This is a genomic window from Nonomuraea sp. NPDC059007 (genome assembly GCF_042740555.1).
In the GTDB taxonomy this organism is placed as follows: Bacteria; Actinomycetota; Actinomycetes; order Streptosporangiales; family Streptosporangiaceae; genus Nonomuraea.
In genome coordinates, this window is sequence record NZ_JBHYJD010000009.1 from 259,394 (window position 1) to 272,991 (window position 13,598).

A 13,598-nucleotide genomic window follows, 5' to 3' on the forward strand; every position below is an offset into this window, starting at 1 on the left:
GTCTCGTGGCTTCCTCCTTGCACAATCGACTGCGTTGCTCAGCGCTGAGCGGGGATCCCGCCGGGAGCGGCTCCACAGCAGAGCGTCTGTCATCTCCCGGCGATGACCAGGCGGAACCAGGGGAACAGCACCGTCCCGCTGATCACGCGCTGCGCCTGGATCGCGAGTCCGGCGGCGGCCAGGTGGCGGGACAGGCCGTCGGGGCGTGGGCGGGCGCCCAGGCGGCGGGGCGGTGGGTGGGTGAGGTCGGCGTAGGCGAACACCCCGCCGGGGGCGAGCACGCGGGCGATCTCACGCAGCCCGGCGGCCAGGTCGTGCCAGTGGCGGCAGCTCAGGGTGGCGGTGACCACGTCCGCGCCGGCGTCGGCGAGCGGCAGCCGTTCCGCCCGCGCCCGCACCAGCCCGGAACCGGACGGGCAGGGGCGGGCGGCGGCGAGCATGGCGTGGGCGGCGTCCACCCCGATCAGGCGCGCGTCCGGATAGCGCTCGCGCGCCCGCCGGAGCAGGCGCCCGGTGGCGCAGCCCACGTCCACCAGCACGCCGGGCGGCGGCCGATGGTTGTCGAGCAGGTCCAGCAGGGCGGCCTGCACCGGCTCGCTCACGGCGGCCGGCAGGCTGTCGTCGTAGCCTGCCGCCCAGCGTTCGAACCGCCCCATGCCTTTTAGTTTCAGGTACGGCGGGCGATCGCGGTGATCAGCGGCTGGACCAGTTTGGCGGCCAGCGGCCCGAAAGCGGCCAGGATGAGGACGTAGGCGGCGGCCAGCGGACCGAGGTCGGGGTGCGCTCCCGCGGCGACGGCCAGTCCGGCGATGACGATGTTGAATTCGCCGCGGGGGATGAGGGCGATGCCGGCGCGGGCTTGGCCGGCTTTGGCGATCCCGGCGCGGCGGGCGGCGTAGGCGCCGGTGAGCAGTTTGGTGATCATGCTGACGACGGCCAGCAGGATGGCCAGCCCGGCGACGGGCAGGATGGCGGCGGGGTCGGTTTGCAGGCCGAAGAAGACGAAGAAGACGGCGGCGAACAGGTCGCGTACCGGGGCGAGCAGGGTGCGGGCTTCGTGGGCGAGTTCGCCCGACAGGGCGATGCCGACGAGGAAGGCGCCGACGGCGGCGGAGACCTGGAGCTTGGTGGCGATGCCCGCGACCAGGAGCGCGAGCCCGATCACCTTGAGAAGCAGGACCTCGCTGGAGGGGCTGGCGACGAACTTCTCGATGAGGCGGCCGAAGCGCAGCGCGATGAGCAGGACGACGCTGACGGTCGCCAGCGCGATGCCGACGGTCACCGCGCCGCCGGCGAAGCTGACTCCGGCCAGCATGGCGGTGAGGATGGGCAGGTAGAGGGCCATCGTGAGGTCTTCGAAGACCAGGAGCGACAGGACGACGGGCGTTTCCCTGTTGCCGATCCAGCCCAGGTCGGACAGAACTTTGGCGGTGATGCCGGAGGAGGTGGCGTAGGTGACGCCGGCCATGGCGACGGCGGCGACGGGGCCCCAGCCGAGCAGCAGGGCGGCGATCGCGCCGGGCGCGGCGTTGAGCACCAGGTCCACGAGGCCGGCGCGGGCGTTGCTGCGCAGGGAGGAGACGAGCTCGGAGGCGTTGTATTCGAGGCCGAGGGTGAGCAGGAGGAGGATGACGCCGATCTCGGCGCCGGTGGCGATGAACTCGCCGCTGGTGGCCAGGGGGAGGATGCCGCCTTGGCCGAAGGCGAGGCCGGCCACGAGGTAGAGGGGGATGGGGGAAATGCCGGCCCGTACCGCTAAGGCGCCGAGTACGCCGAGGCCGAGGATGATGGCGCCGAGTTCGAGGATGAGGATGGCGGTGTGGTGCACGCGGTGTCTTTTCTATCCGGTGGCGAGGATCTCGGCGACCGCCGCGGTGGACTCGGCCGTGCCGACGACGACGATGACGTCGCCGGCCAGCAGGGCGAGGTCGGGGGCGGGGCTGGTGATGACCCGGCCGGCGCGGACGACGGCCACGATGGAGGCGCCGGTGCGGGTGCGCACGCGCGCGTCACCCATCTGCCGGTCGGAGTACGGGCTTTCGCCGGTGATCGGCAGCTGGACGCTGACCAGGCCTTCGACCTGCTTGTGCAGCTGGTTGAGGCGCTGGACGATGCGGGGCGCGCCGAGGAGTTCGGCCAGGGCGTCGGCCTCGTCGTCGTTCAGGACGATGTCCTCGCAGGCGCTGTCGGGATCGTCGGGGTCGTAGATGATCAGGTCGCGGCGGCCGGTGCGGTGGGAGACCACCCCGATCCTGCGTCCCGCGTGGGAGGTGAACTCATGTTTGAGCCCGATGCCCGGCAGCGCCGTCTGCTCGATCTCCATGGGGGTCTCCGTTCTCGATAGCGGAAGGGGTGGTCCGCTTGTGGGCTGCGTTCGCGGAGGTTCGCAGGTACGTAGACTATCGAAATGATCATTAATGGCCGGAACTCGGGCGCGAGGACGGACAGCCGTGATCAGCGCGGCCCTGTCAGTTCTCCGGAAAGCCAGTCGGCGGCCGCCGCCAGCCAGTCCGGACGGGCGTTGCCGAGCAGGTGGTCGCCGTGCGGAACGTGCAGGTACCGCCCGCGTGACGCCAGGTGGGCCAGCGGCTCGCCGTTGGTGACGCCGGGGATGACGTCCTGGCCGCCGTCGATCACCAGCAGCGGGCAGGTGATCCGCGGGGCGAGGCCGGACAGGTCCACCTGCTCGGCGAAGCGGCGGGCCGCGTCTTCGCCGCCGGCGCGTTGGGTGAGCAGGTCGCGTACCGGGGGCGGCAGGGTGTCCCAGTCCAGCCGGAACGGGCCGCTGACCGTGACGGCGGCCGCGACGCGGCGTTCCATGGCGGCGCTTTCCGCGGCGTAGTAGCCGCCGAGGCTGAGTCCGACGAGCCCCACGCGCTCGGCGCCGCGCGCGTCGACGACCTGCGCGATCACGTGGTGGTAGTCGGCGCGGACGGTGGTGGTGGCGGTGAGCGTGCCCTGTCCAGGCCCGTCCATGGCGAACACGGCCATGCCGCGGCGGAGCAAGGCGTTGATCACGTCGTGGAACTCCTCCTTACCGGAGTCCAGCCCGGGGACCACGATCGCGGTGGCCGCGGCATCGGCCGGGCCGCGCAGCCAGCCGGTGAAGGTCGTGCCCTCGATCCGGCGCGAGTCCGGCTCCAGCAGGTCCAGCGCGCGGCCCATGGCGGTGTCCGCCTCTGCGGCCGCCAGCGCGCGCTCGTTGTTCGGCCCCAGGGTGGCGAAGTGGAACCAGCGCGCCGCGTCCTGGAGGTGTCCGGCCGCTGAGATCGCCGTTCCCGCCCGCGCCGCGCGGGCCAGGTGCCCGCGCGCGGCGCTCATGAAGGCTTGACCCCATTGGTCCAGGCCGGCCAGCTCGGCGGCGACACGCTGGTACTCGTGCGGGTCCAGCCCGGCTCCGGTCGCGCGCGACAGGTTGGCGGCGGCGAAGTCCGCTGCGTTCATCGTGATGCTCCGATCGTGAGGACGGCCTTGCCACGGATCCGGCGTTCCCGCAGGTCGATCAGGACGTCCGCGGTCCGGCTCCAGTCAGCGGTGCGGCCGATCTCCACGTGCAGCCGCCCGCCGGCCACCAGTCGCAGCAGGGTGGCCAGGTCGCCGCCGTACGGGCCGCCTGCGTAGTGGAAGTGCCGGATCACGGCGTTCTCCGGCCCGGCGAGCAGGTCGAAGAAATCCACCGTCGCGGGTGTACGGCCGGCCTGGCCGAACCAGATCAGCGTGCCGCCGGGGACCAGCCTGGCCAGCGCGTCCGCGAGCACGCCGCCACCGGTGGACTCCATGACCACGTCGAACGGCCCCTCCGCGGCGGCCACGTCGTGCACGATCGCCGCGGCTCCCAGCTCGCGCAGGCGCGCACCGCGCTCGGCGGTGGCGCTCACCGCGGTCACCTCCGCTCCGGCCGAGGCGGCCAGCTCGGTCAGAAAGTGCCCGACTCCGCCCGAGGCGCCGGTCAGCAGGATCCGCCTGCCGGCGACGGCGCCTGCCGTACGGAGGAGCCGGAGCGCGGTGATCCCGGCCAGCGGCAGGGCGGCCGCCTGGACGGTGGTGATCTCGTTGGGCAGGACGGCGACGGAGTGGGTGGGCACCGCCGCGTACTCGGCCCAGCCGCCCATCGCCGGATGGCCTGCCACGCGGGTACCGGCCGGCGGCCCGGAGCCGTCGGCGGCGGCCTGGACGACCAGGCCGGCGACGTCCTTCCCGGGTGTCAGGCCGGGTTCCGGCTCTTCCAGCAGGAACGTCTCCCCGCGATTCGGCGAGAACGCCTCGACCTTGATCAGCACCTCGCCCGGGGCGGGCGTGGGCTGAACGTCCTGGGCGAACTCCACCGGCCGCGCCACATCTCCCGTAGGGATCAATCTACGCATGCGGCCATGAAACCGTCATCGGGGTCGGGTGCTCCAACAACGATCGCGACCGGCCGACAACCATCGGTTGTCACCTAAGGTGACAGGCGTGGATCTCGACTTGGCGCAGGTACGTGCGTTCGTGTTGACCGCCGAAGGACGGCACTTCGGTCACGCGGCCGAGGAGCTGTCGATCTCCCAGCAGGCGCTTTCCAAGCGGATCGCCCGCCTGGAGTCCACGCTCGGCCGCCGCCTGCTCGACCGCGGCGGCCAGGGAGTACGGCTCACCGAAGCCGGACGGCGTTTCCTGGAGCCTGCCCGGCAGGCGCTGACCGCCGCGGACCGGGCCGTGGCGGCGGTGCTGGAGGCGCACCGCCCGCTGCGGATCGACGTGTGGGGCCACCTGTACGCGCCCATGCGCACGCTGGCACAGGTGACCACCGCCGAACCGCGGCTGGAACCGGGACACGGCCGTGACCTGCCTTCCGTGATCGCCGCGCTGTCGCACGGCGACGTCGATGCCGCCTTCGGCCGCGTCCACGCCCCGCTGCCCGCAGGGCTGACGCATCGCCTGGTACGGCTGGAGCCGGTCGACGTGATCCTCGGCGCGGATCATCCCCTGGCGGACGCGCCGGCGATCCGGCCCGAGCAACTGCGTGACGGCGTCCTGTGGGCCCCGGGCGCGCTGCACCGGCTGGACTTCCTGCGCCGCTTCGCCGACTCCTTCGGCATCCGCGAGCGCGCCGAGGGCGCCAACCTCGGACTGGACCACTTCCTGGCCGACCTGGCCGCTGACGCTCGGCGCTTCAGCCTGCTGCCCGCGGACGTGCCCCTCCCGCCCCGCCCGGCGATCCGCTCGATCCCGCTGATCGGCCCCACTCCCTTGTACGCCTGGTCACTGCTGTGGCGCGGCGACGGCGCTCATCCGCTGCTGGACACCCTGGTGAGCGCCTTCGTGACGGAGGCGGAGCGGAACCGGTGGCTGGAATACGATCCCGTCCACGACTGGCTCCCCGAGAACGACCTCTCGGCTACCCCGTGAAAGAACCCCGCCGGCGAGCCACAGCCTGTAGCGCGGCGACAGACGCGCCGGCACCCTCCGACCGGCCGCGGGCGAACGCCTCGGCGAAGGCGTCCAACCCCAGGGCGCGCCGGGCGGCGGCCGTGACGCGGTCGACGTCACCCCGCTCGCCCGCCGGCAACGGGGCCTTCACCGAGTCACGGGCCGCCGAACCGGCGCCCAGGAGGCGGGCCGCCGCCCGGTGGTCGCCCGCGCCCGCCCACGCTCCGGCGAGCCCTTCCAGGGCGAGCGCCACGGCACGCTGATCGCCCGTGGCCAGGGCGGCCTCCAGCCCTTCCCGGTGCAGGTCGAAGGCCGTTTCGTGGTCGCCGCGGAGTTCGGCCACGAAGCCCAGTTCGGCCAGGATGAGCGCGGCGCCGGGATCGCCCTGCCACTGCCGGCACCAGTCCAGCCAGGCCCGCAGATGCCGCTCGGCGGCGTCGAGGTCACCGCGCCGCCGGGCGGCCAGGCCCAGGCCCACCTCCGCGAACTGCTCGGTGAGGGTGTTCAGCTGCTCGGCCGCCAGCCGTCTGGCCCGCTCGTGATACTCGTCGGCCTCGGCGTACGCGCCGGTGTGCAGCGCGATCCGGCCCAGCATGGCCAGGCTGTCGGCGACCTGGGGCCAGAGCCGGAGGTCCTCGGCGACGTCAAGGGCGTCGCGGTGCAGGGCGCGGGCGCGTTCGTAGTCGCCGCCGATCTGGGCGAGGGAGCCGAGCAGGTGCGTGGCCTGCAGGAGTCCCCAGCGGTCGCCTTCCTCCCTGAAGAGCGCCAGGCTCCGCTCGGCGTCGCGCCCGGCCGCGTCCAGGTCGTGCGCGAGGGTGTGGGAGGCGTGAACGCTCAACGTCGCGGCGATCCCCCACCGGTCATCCAGCGCGCGGAACGTCTCCAGTGCCCGGCTCGCCAGGCCCAGGCTGACGGACGGGTCGTCGAAGCCGGAGTGGGCCAGGCTGAGAAGCCATTGCGCCTCGGCGCGGGCCCGCGGGTCGCTGATCCGCGCGCAGAGCTCGTCGAGATGCTCCGGCGAGATCGCGGCCGGCCGGTCGCGGATCAGCAGGCCCATCCCGGCGTGCCACGCGGCGGCCACCGCGCGCGCTTCGGCGTCACCGCCGAGCGTCAGTGCCAACTCCAGCGAACGGCGGGCCTCGCCGAGCCGGCCGCGCAGGAACCAGTACCTGGACAGCGCGGTCACCAGCCGAAGCGCCCGGTCCGCGGCGCCCCGCCGTACCGCGTCGTCCAGTGCCGAGCGCAGGTTGGCGGCCTCGGCGTCGAGGCGGCGCAGCCAGTGCCCCTGGTCGGGGCCGTGCAGGTGCGGCCGGGCGCGTACGGCGAGTGCGGTGTAGAAATCCCCGTGCCGCTCCCGCACGGTGTCCAGTTCGCCGGCCTCGTCGAGGCGCTCCAGGCAGTAGGCCTGGACGGACTCCAGCAGCCGGTACCGCTCGTCGCTCACGACCACCAGGGAACGGTCCACCAGCCGCGCCAGGAGACCGAGCACCTGCGAGGAGCCGACGCCGTCTCCCGCGCAGACCGTCTCGGCCGCCTCCAGCGCGCACCCGTCGGCGTGGACGGCGAGCCGGCGCAACACGGCACGTTCGGGGCCGGTGAGCGGCTCCCAGCTCCAGTCGATCATGGCCCCGAGTGTCCGCTGCCGCGGCGGGGCGCCGCGCCGGCCCGCGTCCAGCAGGTGGAAGCGGTCGCCGAGCCGGGCCTCGATCTCGCGGGCGCTGAGCGTGCGGGCCCGGATCGCGGCCAGTTCCAGCGCGAGCGGCAGGCCGTCCAGCCGCCTGGCGATGGCCTCCATGGCGAGCCGGTCCGCGGCGAACCCCGGCGCCGCGGCGGCGGCCCGCGCGGCGAACAGCCGGACGGCGCTGTCCAGGTCCAGCGGTGGTACGGCGTGCAGGTGCTCGCCGGGAATGTCCAGCGGGATCCGGCTGGTCGCGAGAACCCGCAGGCCCGGCGCGCTGGTCAGGAGCAGCTCGGCTAGCTCGGCGACCGCGTCCACCACGTGCTCACAGTTGTCGAGCAGGAGGAGCAGGTGCTTGTTGCGCACGGTCGCGGCCAGGCGGTCGGCCACGTCGTGCCGGACGCCGATGGCGGCGGCCACCGCCTCGGCCACCCGGTCCGGGCCGCCGTGCCGGTCGAGCCCGGTCAGGTCGGCCAGCCAGACGCCGTCGTCGTAGGCGGGGGCCAGCCGGGCGCCGGCCTCCAGCGCCAGCCTGGTCTTGCCGGCGCCGCCAGGACCGGTGAGGGTGACCACGCGGGCGGTGGCGAGCAGCTCGCGTACCTCCTCGACGGCCTTCTCCCTGCCGACCAGCTCGGTGAGCGGGACGGGAAGGTTGGTGCGGGGAGGGTCGAGCGCGGGGTCGCGGCGCAGGATCGACCGGTGGAGCGCGCGGAGCTCCGGGCCCGGGTCCACGCCCAGCTCCTGGGCCAGCCGGGCGCGTACCTCGTCATAGCCCTTCAGCGCCTCGCCCTGCCGGCCGTCGCGGTAGAGAGCCCGCAGGTGAACGGCGCGCAGGCGCTCCCTGAGCGGGTGGCGGGCGACCAGGCCGGCCAGCTCGGCCGACAGCCCGTGCGCGCCGAGCGACAGCCGGGCCTGCGCCTGCTCCTCGATCGCGGCGAGCCGCTGCTCCTCCAGCCGGAAGGCGGCCGCGCGGGCGAACTCCTCGTCGGCGTACTCCGCGAACGCGGGCCCGCGCCACAAGGCCAGCGCGTCACCCAGCAGCGCGGTCTTCTCCGCGGGATCCTGCGCCGCCCGCGCTCGCTCGACCAGCGACTCGAAGCGGCTCGCGTCCACGTCCCCGACGTCCAGGAGGTACCCGGGAGCGCGCCAGGCCACGAGCGCCGGATCGCCCAGGGCCTTGCGCAGCCTGGACACCTTCGCCCGCAGCGCGGCCTCGGGATGCTCCGGCGGCCGCTCGCCCCACAGGATGTCGATCAGCAGGTCGGCGGGGACCACGCGGCCGTGGTCGACCAGCAGGGCGGCAAGGACGCGCCGGACCTTCGCCTCGGGGACGCCGACCTCACGGCCGTCCGCCGACCGTACGGCGAGCGGGCCCAGCACGTCGAAACGCATGAGACCACGGTAGGCGGCATCCGACCGGCATCGAACCGGAACCCCCGCCCGGCACGCTCAAGCCATGAACACTCCTGTAACTGTCATCGGCCTGGGTCTCATGGGAAAGGCCCTGGCCGCCGCGCTGGCGGGGAACGGATATCCGACGACCGCCTGGAACAGGTCGGCGACCGCGGTCCCCGACGGCGTGACCCGGCTGGACACGGTGGCGGAGTCGAGCCCGACGATGGTCGTCTGCCTGTCGACCTACGACGTCATGGACGAGGTGCTTTCGACCGCCGACCTGCGCGGCCGTACCGTGATCAACCTGACGTCCGGCACCCCGGGCGAGGCCAGGCGGGCGGCCGCGTGGGCGGCCGAGCGGGGCGCCGCCTACCTCGACGGGGCGATCATGGCCTCTCCGCAGATGATCGGCACGCCCCAGGCGCAGCTCCTGTACGGCGGGCCGAAGGATCTCTTCGCGGCCGGCGAGCCCATGCTGCGGGTCTTCGGCGGCACCACCGTCCATCTGTCCGAGGATCCGGGCGTCCCGCTCCTGTACGACCTCGCGCTGCTGGCCATGCTGTACGCGGCCGGCCAGGGTCTGGAGCACGCGCAGGCGCTGGTGGGAACGGCCGGCGTCAGCGCGACGGAGTTCCAGCCCTACGCGAACGCCTGGCTCACCCACGTGATCGGGCCGATGGCCGGCCCCGAGAACGCGCACGCCATCGACGCCGGCGAGCACGCCACGGACGTGTCCAACATCAACACCAACGCGCTCGCGATCGGCCACGTCATCCGGGCGAGCCAGGACGCGGGCCTGCCCGCCGACTGGCTCTTCGCCCAGCAAACACGGTTGGAGCAGGCCGTCGCCGACGGGTACGGCAGCGAGAGCCCGACGCGGCTGATCGACTACCTCAGGAAAGAGATGGGATGAGCTAACGGATCTTCCGCACGTGGGTGGTGCCGGAATCGAGGAGGGCGCCGTCGGCGCCGGCCGGCGCCACTTCAGGCACCCGGACGCCGTGCTGGTCGACCAGGGTGGAGTGGGCTTCGCCCGGCGCGAAGGCGTGGCGTTCTCCCCACTGCCGCAGGGTGAGGATGACGGGGAAGAGGTCGCGGCCGGCGTCGGTGAGCACGTACTCCTGGCGGCGGCCCGACGGCGCGGTGCGCTGGGCGAGGAGCCCGTGAGCGGTGAGCTTGCCGAGGCGGTCGGTGAGGATGTTGCGGGCGATGCCGGTACGCCGCTGGAACTCGGTGAACGACCGCGCGCCGTCCATCGCGTCACGGATGACGAGAAGGCTCCACCTGTCGCCGACGAGGTCGAGCGTGCGGGCGACGGGGCAGGTGGGGTCGGTCCAGCCGAGGTCGGTGCTGCGCGACATGACACCTCCGAATGAGTTGCGAATTGAAACCATTATGCCGTACGGTCAAAATTGGTGGCAATTTGCTACTAATCGAAGGTGGGAGTGCGATGGACATGCGGCGGCGGTTGCTGCTGGCGGTGGTGTGCGGTGTCGCTGTGGCGAGCATCTACGCGGCGCAGCCGGTTCTGGAGCCGATGGGACACGATCTCGGCGTACCGGCGGAGCTCACCGGGTGGATCGTGGCGACCGGCCAGATCGGCTATCTGGCGGGGCTGGTCCTGCTGGTGCCGCTGGGCGACGTGGCCGATCGGCGCCGGCTCATCGCCGCGCACCTGGCGCTCACCGCGGTGGGCCTGATTCTGACGGCCTCGGCGCCGGCCGCGTGGGTGGCGTTCGCGGGGCTCGCGGCGGCCGGGGTGTTCGCGGTCGTGGTGCAGACCACGGTGGCGTACGCCGCGTCGGTCTCGCCGCCCGCCGAACGCGGACGGAACATCGGTGTCGTGACCTCGGGCGTCGTGGTCGGCATCCTGGGCGCGCGGGTCGTCACCGGCGCGCTCGCCGAGGTGTGGGGCTGGCGGAGCGTCTACGCCGTGCTCGCGCTGCTGGCACTCGGGCTCGCGGCCCTCGTCCTCGCCGCCCTGCCACCGGAGGAGCGCCCCAGCCCGCCCGCGGGCTACCGGCGGGCGGTCCTCTCGCTGGGCGGACTGTTCCGGCAGCGCGTCTTCCTGACGCGCGGGCTCATCACGTTCTTCCTGTTCGCGTCGTTCGGAACCCTGTGGAGCGGGTTGTCCCTGCCGCTGGCGGACACGCCGTGGCGGCTGAGCGAGAGCCAGATCGGGCTGCTCGGCGTCGCCGGACTCGCCGGCGCGCTCGGCGCGGCACGCGCGGGACGGTGGGCGGACGCGGGACGGGCGGGTCCGGTCACCGGCCTCGCGCTCACCCTGCTCATCGTCTCGTGGGTGGCGATCGCGCAACTGCCGTGGTCACTGGGGCTCCTCATCGCCGGCATCGTGGTTCTCGACTTCGCGGTCCAGGCCGTACACGTGAGCAACCAGCAACTGCTCACCGCCGCGCATCCGGACCGCACCAGCGGCGTCATCGGCGGCTACATGGTCTTCTACTCGCTGGGCTCCGCCCTCGGCGCGGCCACGACCACCGCCGTCTTCACCGCCCACGGCTGGGTGGGCTCCAGCCTCCTCGGCGCCGGATTCGCGGCCTGCGCGCTGGCCGTCTGGGCCTTCGACAGGCGACGACCCCTCGGCGGCGCGACCCTCCGATCCGAGACCTTCGAGTCGCGACACCGTTGAACCGGCTGCTCACGGAGTGTCACCACGATCGCGAGGGTGGCGGCTGCCTACTCTGGCCCTTGCGGATCACAGGGGGGCAGCATGACGGTCAGCCGACGAGTACTTCTGCGAGCCGGGGCAGCCGTGGCGGGCGCCGCGCTGGTGCCGGGATCTCCCGCCCGGGCCTCGGCACTACCGGCGAGGCCGGAACCGGAGCCGGCCGCGTGGCGCCAGCTTCGGCGGCGGCTGAGCCCCGCCGCCCGCCTGTACCGGCCGGGCGCGCCGGAGTACCCGTCCCGGGCCGCGGTGGACAACCTGCGCTATGCCGCGGTACGGCCGGCCGGGGTGCTGGCCTGCGCCACCGAAGCCGACGTGAAGGCCGCGCTGCGCTGGTGCGCCGAGCACCGGGTGCCGTTCGCGGCTCGCTCGGGCGGCCACAACTACGCCGGGCACTCGGCCACCACCGGCCTGGTCGTCAGCGTGCGGGCGCTCAACCGGGTGGACCCGCGCGGGCGGCGGCTGCACCTGGGCGGCGGCGCCACCAACTCCGACGTCTACGCCGCCCGCGACGCCGGCCTGTACTTCCCGGGCGGCCGCTGCCCCGGAGTCGGCGTGGCCGGCCTCACGCTGGGCGGCGGGCTCGGCTTCAACGACCGCAAATGGGGGCTGACCTGCGACCGGCTCGTCGAGACCCGCCTGGTGCTGGCCGACGGAAGCGTCGTGCGGGCCGCCGAGGACGAGAACGCCGACCTGCTGTGGGCCTGCCGCGGCGGCGGGGGCGGCAACTTCGGCATCAACACCGCCTTCGTCTTCGACGCCGTACCGGTGGACCGTCAGCGCGTCACGGTCTTCGACCTGACCTTCCCCCTGTCCGCCGGGCCGCGCGTGGTCGACGAGCTCCAGCACATCCTGCACGCCGACCAGTCGGGCGAGTTCGACGTACGCATCGGCTTCAGGCACACCGGCACGGTGGCGGTGCTCGGCCAGCGCCTCGGCGACCAGGAGGTCCTGCGCCGCCTGCTCACCCCGCTGCTGCGCCTGCGCCCGGCCACGACCCACATCGAGGAGCTCGGCTTCTGGGCCGGACAGGACTACCTCATGGAACGCCCCGGCCCCAAGGACTGCTACGCCAGCAAGTCCCTGGTCCCCGACCGGTGGCTGAGCCCCGAAACCGTCGAGCACATCACCGAATGGGCCCGCACGTGGAAGCCAGGCCCCGCCCATGCCACCGGCTACCTCACCCTGTTCGCCATGGGCGCCACCAGCGCCGCGCCCCGCCCCGACGAGAGCGCCTACCCGCACCGCGCGGGCACCTTCGTCATCGACATCGGCACCCACTGGCGACCCGGCACCCCCGCCCACCAGGTACGCCTCCTGCTCGGCCAGATCCGCGCCCTTCACGAGACCTTGCGCCGCCACCTGCGCACCGACGCCGCGTACGTCAACTTCCCCGACCCCGACCTGCCCGGCTGGCAACACGCCTACTGGGGCGCCAACTACACCCGCCTGGCCGAGATCAAACGTCGCTACGACCCAACCGGCCACTTCCGCCACCCCCAAGCCATCGGCCGGTGACAGAGACGCCCGGCGGAACAGCCGTGGAACCGGGCTGGAACGCCCATCGGATGGTGGCCCCGCAACCGGCGGGGCCGAGCACCCGAAGGGGACAACCCATGAAGATCAAACGCATGCTACGGCGGGCCGCGGGCATCACCACCGTCGGCGGCGGCGGGCGCGTCACCGACGTCATCCACACCGACGCGACGCAGCGCCTGGCCTGGGAGAAGTTCGCACTGGTACCCGTCGGGAACGGCTTCCACGCCATCCAGACGATCAACGGGCGCTTCCTGACGGCTGTGGGCGGCGGTCGGCGCCGCTGACCGGTTGCTGGGCTCGGCGGCGAAGACGCGTACCGGATGGTCCTGGCGCTCCCGAGCATCGCGCTGTCGCGCCTGCACGCGTACGCCCACCTGGGCGAGCCGAGGTGGTTGGCAGGACGCGATCACCGCGCTCGACACCACCGAGCGGGCGACGGGCCCGCTGGTCGAGAGCGGCAGCGCGAACTTCTCCCTCTGCCACGGGCTCGCGGGCAACGCCGAGCCCTTCCAGGAGCCCCGAGCGCTGCTCGGAACCGAAACGAACCTCCCGGCACCCGTCGCCGCCCACGGCCAACAGCGCCACGCGGACACGGGCTTCCCCCGGCCGTGCGGCACTCACAGGAAGGGTCACGACCACGTGATCGCCCAGGAGGCAGCAGCGGTGCGGACCTGTCGGCGATCGCTTGCGACGTGTTCCGATGGGCACGTTCCTCTGACCATGCCCCAGATCCGCCGCATGCTGGCGCCACTCATCCCGGGCCGGTCTCGATCTGCCGAAGAGCTCCTGTGCCGGCGTAAGTGCCGAATCGCCGTGACGCCGGCATGAACGGTGTGGCGGATGCGCGACCAAGCGGCGACATGGGATCTCAGATTGCTGGTGGCGGTCTGCAGT

Annotated in this window: 12 protein-coding genes; 5 read left to right on the forward strand and 7 right to left on the reverse strand. The window is 73.2% G+C overall.

Annotated features, from left to right (window positions below):
• Positions 1–89 precede the first annotated feature (89 nt).
• The 5 genes from ACFWY5_RS17660 to ACFWY5_RS17680 all read right to left on the reverse strand — a co-directional run bounded on the left by ACFWY5_RS17660 (position 90) and on the right by ACFWY5_RS17680 (position 4,364).
• Entirely contained in the window at positions 90–656 is a 567-nt protein-coding gene (locus ACFWY5_RS17660; RefSeq protein ID WP_379610876.1) for a class I SAM-dependent methyltransferase, read from the reverse strand.
• Positions 657–667: 11 nt separating this feature from the next.
• On the reverse strand, positions 668–1,828 hold the full coding sequence (locus ACFWY5_RS17665; protein ID WP_379610877.1) for a cation:proton antiporter: 1,161 nt from the start codon (positions 1,826–1,828) through the stop codon (positions 668–670).
• 12 nt (positions 1,829–1,840) lie between these two features.
• Entirely contained in the window at positions 1,841–2,323 is a 483-nt protein-coding gene (locus tag ACFWY5_RS17670; RefSeq protein ID WP_379610878.1) for a cation:proton antiporter regulatory subunit, read from the reverse strand.
• Between the two features lie 131 nt (positions 2,324–2,454).
• Positions 2,455–3,444, reverse strand: a complete 990-nt coding sequence (locus tag ACFWY5_RS17675) for an alpha/beta hydrolase family protein (RefSeq protein WP_379632975.1) — start codon at positions 3,442–3,444, stop codon at positions 2,455–2,457.
• A complete protein-coding gene (locus tag ACFWY5_RS17680) occupies positions 3,441–4,364 on the reverse strand; it encodes a zinc-binding dehydrogenase (RefSeq protein ID WP_379632977.1) in 924 nt (307 codons plus the stop codon). The genes ACFWY5_RS17675 and ACFWY5_RS17680 overlap by 4 nt, the downstream gene beginning before the upstream one ends.
• A gap of 88 nt (positions 4,365–4,452) precedes the next feature.
• On the opposite strand from ACFWY5_RS17680, the gene ACFWY5_RS17685 reads away from it, so the two are divergent.
• Complete coding sequence (locus ACFWY5_RS17685; RefSeq protein WP_379632979.1) at positions 4,453–5,385, forward strand: LysR family transcriptional regulator; 933 nt, start codon at positions 4,453–4,455, stop codon at positions 5,383–5,385.
• Here the strand turns inward: ACFWY5_RS17685 and ACFWY5_RS17690 are convergent.
• Entirely contained in the window at positions 5,375–8,476 is a 3,102-nt protein-coding gene (locus tag ACFWY5_RS17690) for a BTAD domain-containing putative transcriptional regulator (RefSeq protein WP_379632981.1), read from the reverse strand. The genes ACFWY5_RS17685 and ACFWY5_RS17690 overlap by 11 nt on opposite strands.
• A gap of 64 nt (positions 8,477–8,540) precedes the next feature.
• On the opposite strand from ACFWY5_RS17690, the gene ACFWY5_RS17695 reads away from it, so the two are divergent.
• The gene (locus ACFWY5_RS17695) at positions 8,541–9,392 is read left to right on the forward strand and encodes an NAD(P)-binding domain-containing protein (protein ID WP_379632983.1); all 852 of its coding nucleotides are present in this window, start codon (positions 8,541–8,543) and stop codon (positions 9,390–9,392) included.
• A gap of 1 nt (position 9,393) precedes the next feature.
• Here the strand turns inward: ACFWY5_RS17695 and ACFWY5_RS17700 are convergent, their stop codons facing one another.
• The gene (locus tag ACFWY5_RS17700; protein WP_379610885.1) at positions 9,394–9,840 is read right to left on the reverse strand and encodes a winged helix-turn-helix transcriptional regulator; all 447 of its coding nucleotides are present in this window, start codon (positions 9,838–9,840) and stop codon (positions 9,394–9,396) included.
• 89 nt (positions 9,841–9,929) lie between these two features.
• On the opposite strand from ACFWY5_RS17700, the gene ACFWY5_RS17705 reads away from it, so the two are divergent.
• The 3 genes from ACFWY5_RS17705 to ACFWY5_RS17715 all read left to right on the forward strand — a co-directional run bounded on the left by ACFWY5_RS17705 (position 9,930) and on the right by ACFWY5_RS17715 (position 12,988).
• Entirely contained in the window at positions 9,930–11,129 is a 1,200-nt protein-coding gene (locus ACFWY5_RS17705; RefSeq protein WP_379632985.1) for an MFS transporter, read from the forward strand.
• Positions 11,130–11,210: 81 nt separating this feature from the next.
• Positions 11,211–12,683, forward strand: coding sequence for an FAD-dependent oxidoreductase (locus tag ACFWY5_RS17710; protein WP_379632987.1), 1,473 nt, complete (start codon positions 11,211–11,213; stop codon positions 12,681–12,683).
• A gap of 98 nt (positions 12,684–12,781) precedes the next feature.
• Positions 12,782–12,988 carry a hypothetical protein gene (locus tag ACFWY5_RS17715; protein WP_379632989.1) on the forward strand — a complete coding sequence of 69 codons (207 nt, stop codon included), beginning with the start codon at positions 12,782–12,784 and terminating at the stop codon, positions 12,986–12,988.
• The last annotated feature ends 610 nt before the right edge of the window (positions 12,989–13,598 follow it).